The following is a 15,605-nucleotide window of genomic DNA, read 5'->3' on the forward strand; positions in this document are numbered from 1 at the left end:
GCAAGAGATGAAATCTTCGGACCATTTGCATTTCATCGGCATCGGCGGCATCGGCATGAGCGGGGTAGCCCAGTTCTGCCGTTCGCTCGGCTGCCGGGTGACCGGCAGCGACCGCGACGCCGACAAACCGGAAAACCGGCATATCTTCGCCGCGCTGCGCCATCAGGGCATCCGCATCTACCCGCAGGACGGTTCTTTCCGGCGGGACGGCAAGCCGGACTGGCTGATTTATTCGACCGCGGTGGAGGAAGGCAATCCGGATTTCAAAGCGGACCCGACCATTCCGCGGCTGCACCGGGCCACGGCGCTGGCGGCAGCGCTGGAATTAAACGGCGATGTCTGCCAAATCGCCGTCAGCGGCAGTTGCGGCAAAACGACGGTGACGGCCTACCTGGCCGAAGCGCTGCGGCTGCTCGGACTGGATGCCGGCTGTTTGGACGGCGGGCTGGTCAAGGCCTTCCGCAACGACACCTATTGCGGCAACTTCCATCCCGGCAAAACCTTTTTCGTCTACGAAGCGGACGAAAGCGACAAAAGCCTGGTGGCCTTTTCGCCGGCTTTCGCCCTGGTGCTCAACATCGGCACCGACCATTACGACCGGGAGGAACTGATCCGGGTATTCGGCGAATTCCTGAAAAAAGTCGGGACCGGCGTCGTTTTGAGCCGGGAGGTTTACCAGGCGCTCGCGCCGGTATTGCCGCCGGCCTTGACGGTCAGCGTCTTCGATACGGCCATCCTGAACGAACCGCGGGAAAACGTGCCCCATTTCATTTCCAATTATCAAGCCGGCGACGGCGGCGCCGAAGCCGAATACGACGGCGCTTTCACCGTTCAGCTGCCGCAACCGGGTTTTCATACCGCCTTGAATCTGCTGGCCGCCGGACTGCTGCTGGAGCTGTTGAATATTCCGTTCCGCGACGCCGTAAAAACGTTAGCCCAAGTCCACGGCGTGGCCCGCCGTTTCGACTGCCGGGGCCGAACCGCCACGGGCGCTTTCGTCTATGACGACTATGCTCACAATCCCGAAAAAATCGCCTGCTGCATCCGGGCAGCGCAGGAAATGGCCGGCAACCACAGCGTCCGGGTCGCCTTTCAGCCGCACGGTTACCGGCCGCTGGGTTTCATGCGCGATGAAATTTTCGCCGAACTGCGGCAAACCCTGCGCCCCCGGGACCGTTTTGTGCTGCTGGAACCGTTTTATGCCGGCGGCACCAGCGCCTTTCGCCCGACCGCCGCCGAAGTGGTCGCCGACTGGCAAAGCCGTCAGTTGGCCGGGGTCAGCGCCGCCGCCGACCGGCCGGCGGCGGAACGGATTTTATCGGACGGCTCGGCCGAAGGCGACGTGATCGTCGTCATGGGAGCGCGGGACAACTCGCTGACCGTCTGGGCAGACTCCCTGACCCAACAGCCGGCCGCCGGTTCGAAAAAATAATTTCTCCCGCGGTTGCCTTCCGGGCCGGGAATCCGTCGACCGGAAAACGCCGGCCGGCACTCCGTCGGCGCGTTTCGGCCCGGTTTTCCGGAAAGATTTGCGGTAAAAACGCTTGAAAAATCGCCTTTGGCATTTACAGCGGTTCAAAGATGGTATATATTGCTTCATTATAGTGGAAAATCCGGCAGAAATTCAAATTAACGAAAAAGCAGCGATCGGTTACTATGCGTTTTCAATGTCCAAAATGTAACGGAATTGTGGATGTCGACCCGACTCTGGCCGGCAGTCAGGTACAATGCGGACACTGCAACCAGGCAGTTTCGGTACCGTCTGACCGTTTGGCTCCGGGAGTTGTGGTCGGCGACTTCGTCATCAAGAAAGAACTGAGCCGGGGCGGCATGGGAATCGTCTTCCTTGCCCACCAGATTTCACTCGACCGGCCGGCCGCTTTGAAAATTCTCAACGACGCCTATACCGACAATGAAGAGTTCGTCACCGGCCTGGTCCGGGAAGCGCGGGCCGCCGCCAAACTGAATCACCCCAATATCGTTCAGGCCTATGCGGTCGGCGAAGACGAAGGGTTGTTCTATTTCGCGATGGAATACATCGACGGCGAAACGATGAAGAGCGTCCTCAAGCGGGAAAAAACCATCAAGCCGGAACGGGCCGCCGAAGTGATCGAGCAGATTGCCGAAGCGTTGAAATGCGCCTGGAACGAGCAGAAGCTGGTACACCACGACATCAAACCGGAAAATATCATGCTGACCAGTTCCGGCCAGGCCAAGCTGGCCGACCTCGGTTTGTCGCAGGTCGCCGGCGAGAGCACCGAAGACGACGATTCCGACGAAGTGATGGGAACGCCGCAGTACATCAGTCCGGAACAGTTGACCGGCGAACCGTCGGACAACCGCAGCGACCTTTACAGCCTCGGCGCCACCTTTTACCACCTGGTGACCGGCCGTTTCCCCTATGAAGGCGCCGAGATCACCGACATCACCCGGCAGCATGTCGAGGGCAACCTGACGCCTCCCAAGAAAATCAATCCGCTGCTGCCGGACGCCCTGGACCGCATCATCGTCAAAATGATGAAACGGCCTATCGACGAACGTTATCAGAGCGCGGAAGATTTGATCACCGATTTGAAACAATTTCTCGGCGGCAAGATGGCTCCCGGCGGCAATTTGGACCACGGTCTGCACGCCGGCGCCGCGCCGCTGGCCGGCGGCCTGCGTCAAGGCGGCATGCGGACCATCGAAGCGCCGGGCCACGCATCCGGCGAAGGACCGAAAATCAGCATGATCCAGCCGAAACCGGTGCAGCCGCCGATTCAGGATGAGGCGCCGGCCGAAGAAGCCGCCGGGGAACCGGAAGAGGCGCCGGCAATGCTCTCCGCTGAGACGGAGCAGCCGGCCGGTCCGCATTTCACGCTGACGCCGGAAGAAGAACCGGTCCGCAAAAAATCGGCACTGCCGGCAGTCCTGCTGGTGTTGCTGCTGCTGGCCGTCCTCGGCGGCGGCGGTTTCTGGTTCTGGCAGCAGCAAAGCAAAAAACCGGCGGAACCGGCGGCCGCCCCTTCCCCGGAACCGGCGGAACCGGCCGTACCGGTGGTGGAACCGGTTGAAGAAACCGAGCCGGTCTCAAAATTCGCGCCGCCGGAACTGCCGGACGATCCGCAGGCCGCGACGGAGGAATACCGGAAGAACCTGACGCCGCGCTGGCGGAACCTGATCGCCAATATGATGCAGTTCGCCAGTGAGAACGATGCGGCGGGCGCCAAGGAAATGTTCCAGACCACCCTGGCCGAGCGGCCGAAACTGACGCCGGAAGGACTGAAGGAGGCGGCGACGTTCCGTGCTTCGGTTTCCGAATTGCAGAAAGCGTTCGACACCGGCTACCGGCTGACGATGCTGATCACCGACAGCGGCAGCGAACTGAAAGACACGCCGATCGAAATCGGCCGCGGCGAACTGGTCTACATCGAATCCATCGCCAACGGGGTCATGACGGTCCGGCACAACGACGGCGCGTTGTCCCAGGAGGCGTTCCAGGCGATCCGGCCCGCTTATCAGGAAGGCTTTTTCAAACGGTTGGACAAACGGCTCCATATCGATTACTGTTATTTCTTTTACCTGTTGTACCATGCCGAATTCAACGCCGATCTGACGAGGCTGCCGATGCCGGCGTTCTGGAAACGCCAATTGCCGACTTTCGAAGGCATTTACTACCAGGAACGCTGGAAAAATGCCGACGAGACGGAAAAACAGCAGCTGCATCAGCAATACGGACGGCTGCGTTCCTTCGCGCAAGCCATCAACAGCATATCCTATCAGTGACCATGAGAATTTTTCATTTTTCCGATCCGCACGCAGGAGGGCCCGCCGAAGATTGGCGGGCTTATTTCGATAAACGCTGGGTCGGCGTATTCAACTACCGGTTCCGCCGCCGGTTCCGGCATGACCTGGGCATGCTGCGCAATGCGGTCGACTACCTCATGGCCCACCGGGCGGATGTGGCGGTCTGCACCGGCGACTTGACCTCCACCGGCCAGCCGGGCGAATTCGCCCAGGTGCGGGAAATTCTCCGGCCGCTGCGCGACTCCGCCATCCCGATCATCTATCTGCCGGGCAATCACGACTGCTACGTCAAACGTCCCGCCTGCGTGGCGGCGATGACCGATATGGTGCATTGGCTGACGCGCGGCGATTACGAATTCGCCGCGCTGCCGCAGGTACGCACCATCGGCGGCTGCGATTTTCTGCTGCTCAACACCAGCCGGCCGTCCAATCTGCTGTGCTCCTGGGGATTCGTCAGCCGGGCGGACAGTCGTTATATCGAGGAATTCTGCCGGACGCCGAAGCAGCGGCCCCGCATTCTGGTCGGCCATTATCCGTTGTACGAAGAGCACCCGTTTCTGCGCATCCGCCACCGGCTGTTCGGCCAGCGGAAGCTGCAAGAGCTGTTGGAAAACGGCGCCATCGACCTGGCCCTCTGCGGCCATGTCCACCGCCCCTATCGCCATTTGACGCCGAAAGGCTACGGCGAGAATTGCGCCGGCAGCGTGACGCTGAACGGTTCCATGACCCAGATCGACTGCGATCCGGCCGGCGGCCGGTTTCAATTTGAACAAATCCATCTCGTCCGGGCCTGATCATGGTTATCCGCATCATCAAAAAGAGCCAGCTCTACTTCATCTTCTCCTTTGCGCTGCTGATCGTCCTCGGCGCGCTGCTGCTGAAAACGCCGTGGGTGATGAATTCCCGGGTGGCGCTGGACTGGAGCGACGCGTTGTTCACCGCCACCAGCGCGGTCTGTGTCACCGGCCTGACCGTCGTGCCGACCTCGGAATTCAACCTGGGCGGCCAACTGATCATCCTGCTGCTGATCCAATTAGGCGGCCTCGGCATCATGACGCTGAGCGCTACCATCCTGCTGGCGCTGGGCCGCAATATGAGTCTCGGCAGCACGCTGATTTATTCGACATTGAACGAGAGCGTCCCGCGCCGGACCGAAGAGCTGCTGCGGACCATCACCTATTATACGCTGGTCATCGAGGCGGTCGGTTCGGTCGTGCTGATCATCGGTTTCCTGCTCAGCGGCCAGCCGTTTTTCCAGGCGCTCTACCTGGGAATCTTTCATGCGATTTCCGCATTTTGCAACGCCGGATTCAGTCCGTTCGACGACAGCCTGACCGGAGTCAGCAGTTACATCAAAATCGCCGTGGCGGCGCTGATCATTGCCGGCGGCCTGGGAATGTACGTCATTTACGACCTGGTCCACTTCCGCCGGCAGTCCCGGGTGCTCAGCATCAATACCCGGCTGATTTTAACGGCGACGGTCATTCTGATCATCGGCGGCAGCATCGGCATCAAGTTCAGTGAAAATTTCGCCAGCGTCGAACCGATCAGTTGGCTGGACGCTTTTTTTCAGGCCGTTTCCGCCCGGACCGCCGGTTTCAATTCGGTCGATCTGTCGGCATTGAGCCAAAGCAGCATCACGCTGCTGATCATTCTGATGCTGATCGGCGCGGCGCCGGGTTCCACTGCCGGCGGCATGAAACTGACCGGCGTCTCGCTGGCGGCGATCTCCATTGTCAACACATTTTTCGGCAACCAGAAGGTTCTGCTGTTCAAGCGGGAAATTCCGATCAGCAACGTACTGAAATCCTACACGATCATCTGTACTTACATCCTGCTGACCCTGATCGGAGCGTTGACGCTGGCCGGCTGTTGCGGCGATGTGATGATCGCGTCCTTTTTCGAAGCGGCTTCGGCGGTCGGCACGGTCGGACTGACGGTCGGCACAACCGAAAAATTGACGCTGGCGGGAAAATTGACCGTTATCGCGTTGATGTTCATCGGCCGGATCGGGCCGTTCACCATGTTCCTGTTCCTGCTCGGGCGGGAAAAGAAAAGCGCATTGACCTACCCGGAAGAACGGGTCGTCATCGGTTAAAAAACGAGGAGAATCAGCGATTATGCGAGGAAATTATGCGGTACTTGGTTTGGGTTCCTTCGGATCCAAACTGGCGTTGGAACTGAGCAATGCCGGCAACAATGTCGTCGTCGTCGACCGCGACAAGGAGCAGATCAACGCGCTGAAGGACAAAGTTTCGGAAGCGATCATCGCCGACGTCAGCAATCCGGACGTCATCAAGGAACTGGACATCAAAAAATTCGACGCCACGATCATCGCGATGAGCTCACATTTCGAGGATCTGATCCTGGCGCTGACGCTGTTGAAGCAGGAAGGCGCCGGCAAAGTCATCGTCAAGACCAATACGTCGATTCAGAAGCGTATTCTGCTGCGGCTCGGCGCCGATGAGGTCATTCAGCCGGATCAGGATGTCGCGGAGCGGCTGTCCAAACGGCTGTCGATGACCAATATCACCGACATGTTTGAATTCAAAGGCTCCTATATCGCCGAGGTCAACGTGCCGGATTCGATGGACGGCAAGACGATCCGCGAGCTGGATTTGCGCAACCGTTTCAACATCATCGTCCTGTTGATCAAAAAGCCGGGCAAGCACATCGAAACGGTCTGGAACCCGGATATCGAGCTGGCCAAAGGCGATCAGCTGACCGTCATCGGCCAGGAAAAAGCGATCATCGACGTCTTCAAAAAGTAGCTCAGCGGAACCGCAAAGCGCGTAATCGGCGACAGGCCGTCACCCCGATAAGACGATTTCATTTTTCTCGCGACATCGGGGAAACTTAACTTTTCCGCCGGCGGCCGGCTTGTTTTGCTTGCAATTCGCTCAATTTATGATAGAAAATTTCCGGCCGAAGGCCCCAAAACGATTCCGGAGCCGGAAGAACGCGCCGGCAATTTATCACAACAGTCATCATTGCGATAACGGCCTGTCTCCCTTGTCCCTCCAGCTATCCGACGAAACGATTCGATATGCCCGGATTATTTATCAAAGCCGGTCAGGAAGCGGATGATGCGGTTGCGCCCGGTGATGATTTCCGCTTCGCCGGTCGAACCCAGCCGCAACGGGTACGGTTCGTCTTCGATCAGGATGCGCACCCGGTAATAAGTGCGGTCGCCGCGCGTTTCCGGCAGCTCTTCGATCAGGTACACTTTTCCTTTGAAATAACCGTAATCGAAATAGTTGTACTGGCTGCTGGAAATCCGCACCGCCTGATTTTCACGCACCTTGTGAATCTGCTGTTCGTCGATGAAGGCGATGAACTTTTTCGGGCCGGCCGCCGCCATCGAAATCAACGTCTCGCCCGGTTCGACGTAACTGCCCAGCTTGGTCGGAATATAGGAAATCGTGCCGTCTTCCGGCGCCAGGAAACGGTACTCGTTCTCGGCGGCCTCCTTGATCTTCAATTCACTCTGCCGCCCCTTGAGCCGCAATTTCAGCAATTCAAGCTCATTTTCAGCCTGGGCGATGATTTTTTCCGCCAGGCCGTCCTGCAGTTTGGCATAATCGGTTTCCAGTTTCTGCAATTCGCTGGTGTTCTTCAAATGCTCCATTTCCTTTTTCTGGAGCTCCATCAACGAAATCACCCCTTTTTCATAGAGGCCGCGGAACGTTTCCAGTTCGAACTTGCTCTTTTCCACCCGTTCGCGACACTCTTCCAGCGTGATGGTCGTATAGCGGTACTCCGGCGGCAGCGGATCGTGCTTCAGCACCGCCAGCGACCAGGTTTTGACGACGATCTCGACTTCCAATTCGCTGATCGCATTGCGCAGCATCTCGATTTCACCCTGCAGATCCCGGTCTTCCAGTTCGAGCAGCAATTCACCGGCTTTGACCGGGTCGCCGTTTTTCTTGTGAATGCGTTTGATCCGGCTCTGCACCGAAGATTTCAATTCGTATTCCCGCATTCCTTCGACCACGCCGCGGCCTTCCACCGTCTCTTCCATCGTACAGAATACCACCAGCGCGAAGCCGGAGAGAATCAGCAACAGCAATACGACAATCAGGATTCGAAACGTTCGCAATTGCGTCCGGAAATTGCTTCTGGCCATAAGATGATAATTCCTTGGTTGTTTTTGAATCGACCGGCTCTTCTACACAATTCGGCGAGGAATATACATCAGTAAAAAATCAAAACAACCGCGGGTTTCAAATAAATCGTCAAAAAAACAGCGGACGCCATTTCCCGTCCCGGCGTATGGCGCCATCCCCGGCGCTGGCGTCTTGATTCCAGACGGGCAATTTAATTTTACCGCCGGTGTACGCCGGGTCCGGCGAAGCGGTTTGGCTATTGTTTATCTTTGGGCCTGGCGTAGAATTTATCCGGCGCCACCATCGCATAAAACGGATAGCGGGCCTGCAATTCCGGCGACGCGTCCCGCGGAATATAGCGGAAGCGCTTATAGAACCAGAGGTACTGATCCGGAAACCGCCGGATATAAGATTCGGAAATATCCATCAATTCCTGAATCAGCTCCGTTTCGTCGGCATATGCTTCAAACGGCTTGGACAGCCATTCGGCATGGGCGGTCACCACCCCATTTTCCAGCCGCACCGACGTTCCGTAAACGATGACCGCCGGAAGGCGATTGACCCGGCAATAATGCATCAAACTGGCCGGCGCTTTGCTGCTCGGCACCGGCAGGCCGAAAAAGTCGACGAAAGTTCCTCCGTCGCGAAGCCGGGTATTCTGGTCGATCAGCGTTCCACCCCCCAACCCCCGCCGCAAAGCCTTCAACGACTCCTTGATCGCCCCTTTGGAAAAAATGATCTTCAAGCCCTGCTCCCTCTCCCGGCTGCCGTGATTGAGAAAGCGGTTCAAATAAGGATTGCGCATCGGCTTGGCGATCGCCACCATCTTGACGCCGGCGTAATACGGCGCCATCAGCCCGGAAGCCTCCCAACTGCCCAGGTGGGGATTGACAAAGATAATCCGTTCGCCGGCGGCGACGTGCGCTTTCAACCGTTCGGTCACCTCCGGCAGCAATAAAGTCCAACGCTCGATTCGCGCCGGTTTGCCGGCCATCCAGGTGAATTCCAGCATATTATACAGCAAATTGAAAATACTGCGGCGTCCGATCTCTTCCACTTTGCCGGCCGGCCATTCCGGAAACGCCACCCGGATATTGGCTTCGACAATTTTTCGCACCGCCGGCAGGCCATACATGACCCGCCCCAGACCGGCGGCAAGGCTTTTCACCCCGCCGTGCGGCAACAACCGGATCATGCCGTACAAAAGCATGACGATCAGATATTCCAGCAGATAACGGATCTTCAAAAACAGTTTCTTCATAACCTCTTGCGCCGCCGCCGCGGCGGCGGCTGAAACGAAACGCGCAAGTGTTCGTCGACCGCCACCCCGTTGGCGAACAACACGCTTTTGAGAGAAGTCGCCGCAATATTCAGCGCCAGGTGGCGCCGCCCCTCCTCATTGCACTGCTGGCGGGAAGCGACTTTCACCACTTTCACCTGACGGTCCGGAAAGACATGCAGCAGCCCCCAGCCATCAGCCAATTCCTCCGGCGCCAACTCGCCGGCCGGCACCGCCAGATAAAGGTAATCCGCCACCGCCGCCTGCCGGATCAGCTCCATCCGGCTGCCCTTGTAGATCACATGCTGCAAACGGCTGATTTGCTTGAGCAGTTTGTGATAGGCGGTATTGCGGCTGGCACTGTAATCATAAGATTGAAACTCTTCGAAAAGGTCATCGGAATCCTTCAATTCCGGCTCGTTCTCGCGAATGACTTTCTCCAATTTCAATTTTTCCAATTTCAGCGTCTTGAGCGTCGCCAGCAATTCTTCCCGCTCCGCGCAATCCGGCAAACAGTGTTCCCGCCGGTCAAAAATATCGATCGCCACCACCTTCTCAATGTGGTTCTGTTTGCTCTGCGGCGCAATCCAGCAGGCCGCCATGCTGACCTGGAATTTTTTCACCCGGGTCGGCACCCGGATCCCGACTGCGGTCGGCTGCTGGCCGGCCAGATATCCCAGCACGGCCTGCCGCAGGACGAAAGGAGTGACGCCGCGTTCCGTTTCCGGCGATGACTCCGCTTTCGCTGCCGCTTCGGACAACGCCGCCGGTTCCACCGATATTTCATCGGCTCCGTCAACGTTCTCCTTCACCGGCGCCGGTTCCGGAACCGGTTCGGAGAGTTCCGCAAAAAAATCAAAATTGAGCTGTTCTTCTGACATGATATCGCATTCTTAAAAATAAATCTGGCCTTTACCTCATTCTCCGCCGGCCATAAAATATCACCATCCCGCGAAACATTCAAACCCCTCCCCCCGGAAAAGTGACGGAACTATCGTAAAATCCCAATAAAAAAAATTCCTTTCCGCCCTATCTTGACGAAAAGGAATTTCCCATCCGGATATTCACGATCCGGTGTTCAGCACAACCCCGGCTGCCGCCGGTAAGCGCTGTCAGTAACGACGATGTCCGCCGCCGAAACCGCCGCGGCTGCCGCCACCCTGACGCGGCGGGCGCTCTTCCCGCGGCCGGGCTTCATTGACGACGATGGTGCGGCTGTCCAGGCTGCTGCCGTTCAACGCTTCGATCGCCGCCTGGGCTTCTCCGGCATTGTCCATCTCGACAAAACCGAATCCTTTGGCGCGGCCGCTGTCACGATCCATGACCAGACGGACGCTGGAGACGTCGCCATAAGCCGAGAAAGTGTTCTTCAGCGTTTCTTCCGTGGTCGAATAGGCCATATTTCCGACGTAGATATTCATTTTCTACCTTTTCCGGGCTGCTTCCCAGCCCTGCTAACCAACCCTCGTTACAAAATAATAATCGGTACCACACTAAAATCTTCGCCGGCAATACAGGAGGGCATCACTGAATCATACGGTAGTAATAGTGGAATCCAGAGAACCCCGCCTGGGTTTCCCCGGAAAAGATCCGCCCGCCGATAACCACACGGCCGAAGGATCAGGAGAGATAAAAAAAATTAAATCACACTCAACCCAATCAAAATAAATAAACTATTTTGATATAATATCGTTCATTCCAATAAATGCAAGGCAGTTTTTCGTAAAATTGACTTTTTTCTTCAATTTTTTTCTGCCACCGCGCCGCGACAGCCGGGAGTCCCCGTTTCCCGGTCGAGCCGAAGCGGCAATCGGAAGCGAAACAATCGTCCGGCACCGGCCTTCACTTGAGCCCTTTATCGCCATCGGCCGCCAAAGCCCAGAGGTACAAGGAAGCGGTCGTGCCGTAAGGAGTATAACGCCGCCGGAATATTTCGAAGGCCGACCGGTCAAGCTGTTCCAGCCGGTGCAGCCGCATCAGGCCGCGCCGGATGCCGAAATCATGGAAACTGAGCACATCCGGCCGGGCAAAAGTGAAAATCAGCATCATTTCCGCCGTCCAGACGCCGACACCTTTCAAAGCGGAAAGCCGGCGAATGATTTCAGCATCGTCCAACTGCTCCAGGGCGGCGAAATCCACCGCGCCGTCCAGCGCCGCCTGCGCGGCGGCGCAGATATATTCCACCTTGCGGTGCGACATGCCGCACTGCTGCATCGCCGCACGATCGGCCCGGACGACGTTCTCCGGCCTCACCCCGCCGACCAGCGCGGCGAAACGCTGCCCGACCGTTTCGGCCGCCTTGCCGGAAATCTGCTGGCTGATGATGCCGCCGACCAGCGCGGCGAACGGTTCCGGCGTCAATTCGCGGGACAGGATGCCATAGCGTTCGACCAGTTTGCCGAACCGTTCATCCCGGCGGCAAAGCCGGTCAAGCGCCTCCTCGGAACAGGTAAAACAGCCGGCGGCCATTTTCACTGCCCTCTGCCGAACTGCCTCATTCGGTGATGATCGAATGATAGTCTTTGCCGGCCGGGATCATCGGCAATACATGTTCATCATAGCCGGTATGGACGTCGAGCAGGAACGGGCCGTCGGTAGCGAGCATTTCCTCAAGGGCCGGAATCAGCTCTTCGCGGCTGTAAACCTCGCGGCCCGGAATATTGTATCCTCTGGCGATCGTCACGAAATCCGGATAGGGCCGTTCGTCCTGCTCGCTGCCCAGCACCGTGTTGCCGCGGCGGCTGCCGTAGAAACGGTCTTCCCACTGCGCCACCATGCCGAGATACTGATTGTTCAGGATAATCATCTTGACGCCAATGTTTTCGACATGCAGCGTCCCCAGTTCCTGAATGTTCATCTGAAAGCTGCCGTCGCCGTCGATGTTGATGACCAACTGATCGGGCCGGGCCACTTTGGCCCCCATCGCCGCCGGCAGACCGAAGCCCATCGAACCGAGACCGCCGGAAGTCAGGTGCTGGCGCGGAAAACTGTATTTGTAATACTGCGCCGCCCACATCTGATGCTGGCCGACCCCCGGCACGATGATCGCCCGCCCCCCGGTCAGCTCGTACAGCGTCTCGATGACGTACTGCGGCTGCACCCGGTGCGGTTTGACTTTGTAATGCAGCGGAAACTGCCGCTTCCAGGCGGCGATCTGCGCCATCCAGGCGGCATATTCCCGATACAGCGGCTCCTTGTTCAATTCGACCAGCACCTCCCGGATATCGGCGACGATGCCGTACCGGGCCGGTTTGTTCTTGTTGATTTCCGATTCGTCGATATCGACGTGAACGATCGTCGCGTCGACGGCAAAATTGGCCGGGTTGCCAGTGACCCGGTCATCGAACCGCGCCCCGAAAGTCAACAGCAAATCCGCTTCATTGACGGCATAGTTGGCGTAAACGGTGCCATGCATGCCGAGCAGCCGCAGGCTGAGCGGATGCTCGTCCGGAAAGGCGCCGAGCCCCATCAGCGTCGTCGCCACCGGAATATGGTAGCCTTCGGCAAACTTGCGCAGTTCTTCGGCCGCATTGGCGGTGATGATGCCGCCGCCGATGTAGAGGCAGGGACGTTCGGCTTTCGCGATCAACGCCTTCAGCGTCGCGATATCCTCGCTTTTGACCGGCCGTTTCGGATCATAGGAGCGGATATTCGCTTCGGCGTCCAGATCGATCAGGCATTTTTCCTGCTGGACATTTTTCGGAATATCGATCAGCACCGGGCCGGGCCGGCCGCTGGCGGCCAGATAAAACGCCTCGCTGATGATCTGCGGCAGGTCGGCCGCCTTCAACACCAGGTAACTGTGTTTGACGATCGGCCGGGTCATCCCGATGATGTCGGTCTCCTGAAAGGCATTCTTGCCGATCAGCGAAGCCGGCACCTGCCCGGTGATGATCACCACCGGGATGGAATCCATATAAGCGTCGGCGATGCCGGTCAACAAATTCGTCGCCCCCGGACCGCTGGTGGCCATGCAGACGCCGACTTTGCCGGTCGCCCGCGCATAGCCGTCCGCCGCAAAGGCGCCGCCCTGCTCATGCCGCGGCAGAATCACCCGGATTGTCGAATCCTGCAGCGCCTGATGCAATTCGATGGCCTGCCCGCCCGGATAGGCGAATACTACCTCGACACCGTGCTTTTCCAGGCATCTTATCGTGATATCGCGTCCCATCAGCAGTTGCTTGTTTTCATCATTCATCGAAATACTCTCCCAAAAGAATTGCATCGCGCCCCGTCCGTCGGATCGGCGCCGCGCCTTTTTCAACCGTTTACGATTATAATATTAATCGGTAATATATGCCATATTGCCTCAAAAGGCAAATGATTCCGGACGACTTTTTCATCTTCCGCCTGCTCCGCCGCTTGCGTTCGCCGTCCGCAAGCGGTATATTGACCGAGATACGGAAACTTTCACATATCGACACAGGAATTCAATCATGAGCAGCAACTGTATTTTCTGTAAAATCATTGCCGGAGAAATTCCGTCCGTCAAGATTTATGAAGATGAACTCGTCTACGCGTTTCTGGACATCAGCCCGATCAACCTCGGCCATGTGCTGGTCATTCCCAAAGAACACCACCAGAGCAGTTCGACGGTGCCGGAAGCGACCGCCGGCCGAATGTTCCGGGTCGGCAGCCGCATCGGCATCGCCCTCAAGCGGGCGTTGGATTACGACGCCTTCAATCTGCATCTGGCCGACGGCGCGGCGGCCGGACAGGTGGTCATGCACGTCCACCTGCATGTCGTGCCGCGCGGCGCCGAAGACAATTTCCGCTGGAACTGGCGGCAGCTGAGCTATGCCAGCGACGCCGAACGCGCCGAGATCGCCGAAGCGATCAGAACCAGGCTCAAACCCTGACGCGCTTCATGGTTCCGACCAGAGCCAGAAATCAGCATACCGCCGTCGCGGTGCTCAATCAGATCAGCCACGTCCTGGTCCATCACAAAGACGTCTCCAAACTGCTGAAGGAGGTGCTGGACATTCTGTACCGCGAAATGGGGCTGCAGCGCGGCACGCTGACCATGCGCCAGGGCGACATCCTGTCGATCGAAGCGTCGCACGGCCTGAGCGAAGCGGAGATGAAACGCGGCATTTATCATCTCGGCGAAGGCATCACCGGCCGAGTGGCGCAAACCGGCAAGCCGCAGATCATCCCGGACATCTCCCGCGAGCCGGAATTTCTCGACCGGACCCAGGCGCGGGCCGACGCCCGCCACACCGCCTTCATCTGCGTGCCGATCATTCACGAGGAAGAGGTCATCGGCACGTTGAGCATCGACCGGGAAAAAGCCGTCGGCGTCGATCTCGAACAGGATTGCAACCTGCTCGAAACGGTCGCCAACATCATGGCGGACGCCGTGTCGGTCAGCTTCCGGGAACATGAGGAGCGGGAAAAATTGCTTGAGGAAAACCGCCGGTTGAAACAGGAGCTCCACAAAGGCCTGCGCCCGGACAACATCATCGGCAACTGCAATGCGATGCGCAACGTCTATGCGATGATTCACCAGGTGGCGAAAAGCAACGCCACCGTGATGATCCGCGGCAGTTCCGGCACCGGCAAAGAACTGGTCGCCCGGGCCATCCAGAGCGCCAGCAACCGCCGCGACCGGCCGTTTGTCGTCGTCAACTGCGCCGCCCTGCCGGAGAACCTGATCGAAAGCGAACTCTTCGGCCATGAAAAAGGCGCCTTCACCGGTGCGGTCAGCCGGCGGACCGGGCGGGTGGAAGCCGCCGACGGCGGCACTATTTTTCTGGATGAGATCGGCGACCTGAGCCAACCGATGCAGGTCAAGCTGCTGCGTTTCATCCAGGAGCGCACTTTCCAGCGGGTCGGCAGCAATGAAGAACGCAAAGTCGATGTCCGGATTCTGGCCGCCACCAGCCGGGACCTGGAAGCGCTGATGGGACGGGGCGAATTCCGGGAGGACTTGTATTACCGGCTGAACGTTTTCCCGATCCATCTGCCCGATTTGCAGAACCGGCGATCCGACATCGTGCTGCTGGCCGATTATTTTCTCGACAAGTACAACAAAATTCACGGCAAAGCCATCAAACGCATTTCCACGCCGGCAATCAACATGATGATGGCCTATCACTGGCCCGGCAATGTCCGGGAACTGGAAAACTGCATGGAACGCGCCGTGTTGACCGCCGACCACGACGTCATTCACGGTTACCACCTGCCGCCGTCGCTGCAGACCGGCCAGGCGACCGGCACCGCCAAGCTGTCCACCGGCAGCAACGCCGATTTCCAGACGATGGTCGCCTCTTTCGAACGGGAATTGATCGTCGAGGCGCTGAAACTGCGGCACGGCAACGTGGCGGCGGCGGCGCGCCACCTCGGCACGACCCCGCGCATTCTTCACTACAAGATCCGGAAACTCGGCGTCACGCCGGAATGGTATCATTGAGCACTTCTTACGATCATCGCCC

General features: G+C 58.2%; 13 protein-coding genes. 7 read left to right on the plus strand and 6 right to left on the minus strand.

What is annotated here, in order from left to right:
• Positions 1-7 precede the first annotated feature (7 nt).
• From HWX74_RS02085 to HWX74_RS02105, 5 genes are all read left to right on the plus strand, one after another.
• The gene (locus tag HWX74_RS02085; protein WP_176011959.1) at positions 8-1,432 is read left to right on the plus strand and encodes a Mur ligase domain-containing protein; all 1,425 of its coding nucleotides are present in this window, start codon (positions 8-10) and stop codon (positions 1,430-1,432) included.
• 338 nt (positions 1,433-1,770) lie between these two features.
• Positions 1,771-3,765 (plus strand): serine/threonine-protein kinase, encoded by a 1,995-nt coding sequence (locus tag HWX74_RS02090; protein WP_176011960.1) that lies wholly within the window; start codon positions 1,771-1,773, stop codon positions 3,763-3,765.
• A gap of 2 nt (positions 3,766-3,767) precedes the next feature.
• Positions 3,768-4,580, plus strand: a complete 813-nt coding sequence (locus HWX74_RS02095) for a metallophosphoesterase (protein WP_254872334.1) — start codon at positions 3,768-3,770, stop codon at positions 4,578-4,580.
• A gap of 2 nt (positions 4,581-4,582) precedes the next feature.
• Complete coding sequence (locus tag HWX74_RS02100) at positions 4,583-5,884, plus strand: TrkH family potassium uptake protein (RefSeq protein ID WP_176011962.1); 1,302 nt, start codon at positions 4,583-4,585, stop codon at positions 5,882-5,884.
• A gap of 22 nt (positions 5,885-5,906) precedes the next feature.
• Positions 5,907-6,557 (plus strand): TrkA family potassium uptake protein, encoded by a 651-nt coding sequence (locus HWX74_RS02105; protein WP_176011963.1) that lies wholly within the window; start codon positions 5,907-5,909, stop codon positions 6,555-6,557.
• 284 nt (positions 6,558-6,841) lie between these two features.
• On the opposite strand, the gene HWX74_RS02110 is transcribed toward HWX74_RS02105, so the two are convergent.
• From HWX74_RS02110 to ilvB, 6 genes are all read right to left on the minus strand, one after another.
• A complete protein-coding gene (locus HWX74_RS02110; protein ID WP_176011964.1) occupies positions 6,842-7,912 on the minus strand; it encodes an HlyD family secretion protein in 1,071 nt (356 codons plus the stop codon).
• A 236-nt stretch (positions 7,913-8,148) separates the two neighbouring features.
• Entirely contained in the window at positions 8,149-9,153 is a 1,005-nt protein-coding gene (locus HWX74_RS02115; RefSeq protein WP_176011965.1) for a lysophospholipid acyltransferase family protein, read from the minus strand.
• The gene (locus HWX74_RS02120; protein WP_176011966.1) at positions 9,150-10,052 is read right to left on the minus strand and encodes a hypothetical protein; all 903 of its coding nucleotides are present in this window, start codon (positions 10,050-10,052) and stop codon (positions 9,150-9,152) included. Before HWX74_RS02120 ends, HWX74_RS02115 begins: the two co-directional genes overlap by 4 nt.
• Before the next feature lie 231 nt (positions 10,053-10,283).
• Complete coding sequence (locus HWX74_RS02125; RefSeq protein WP_176011967.1) at positions 10,284-10,592, minus strand: RNA-binding protein; 309 nt, start codon at positions 10,590-10,592, stop codon at positions 10,284-10,286.
• Positions 10,593-11,013: 421 nt separating this feature from the next.
• The gene (locus tag HWX74_RS02130; protein ID WP_176014520.1) at positions 11,014-11,640 is read right to left on the minus strand and encodes a DNA-3-methyladenine glycosylase; all 627 of its coding nucleotides are present in this window, start codon (positions 11,638-11,640) and stop codon (positions 11,014-11,016) included.
• Between the two features lie 25 nt (positions 11,641-11,665).
• Complete coding sequence (gene ilvB / locus HWX74_RS02135; protein ID WP_217704823.1) at positions 11,666-13,369, minus strand: biosynthetic-type acetolactate synthase large subunit; 1,704 nt, start codon at positions 13,367-13,369, stop codon at positions 11,666-11,668.
• A gap of 238 nt (positions 13,370-13,607) precedes the next feature.
• Here ilvB and HWX74_RS02140 point away from each other — a divergent pair, with 238 nt between their 5' ends.
• A complete protein-coding gene (locus HWX74_RS02140) occupies positions 13,608-14,030 on the plus strand; it encodes an HIT domain-containing protein (RefSeq protein ID WP_176011969.1) in 423 nt (140 codons plus the stop codon).
• An 8-nt stretch (positions 14,031-14,038) separates the two neighbouring features.
• Complete coding sequence (locus HWX74_RS02145) at positions 14,039-15,583, plus strand: sigma 54-interacting transcriptional regulator (RefSeq protein WP_176011970.1); 1,545 nt, start codon at positions 14,039-14,041, stop codon at positions 15,581-15,583.
• Positions 15,584-15,605: the final 22 nt, after the last annotated feature.

The sequence above is a fragment of the Victivallis sp. Marseille-Q1083 genome (assembly GCF_903645315.1).
In the GTDB taxonomy this organism is placed as follows: domain Bacteria; phylum Verrucomicrobiota; class Lentisphaeria; order Victivallales; family Victivallaceae; genus UMGS1518.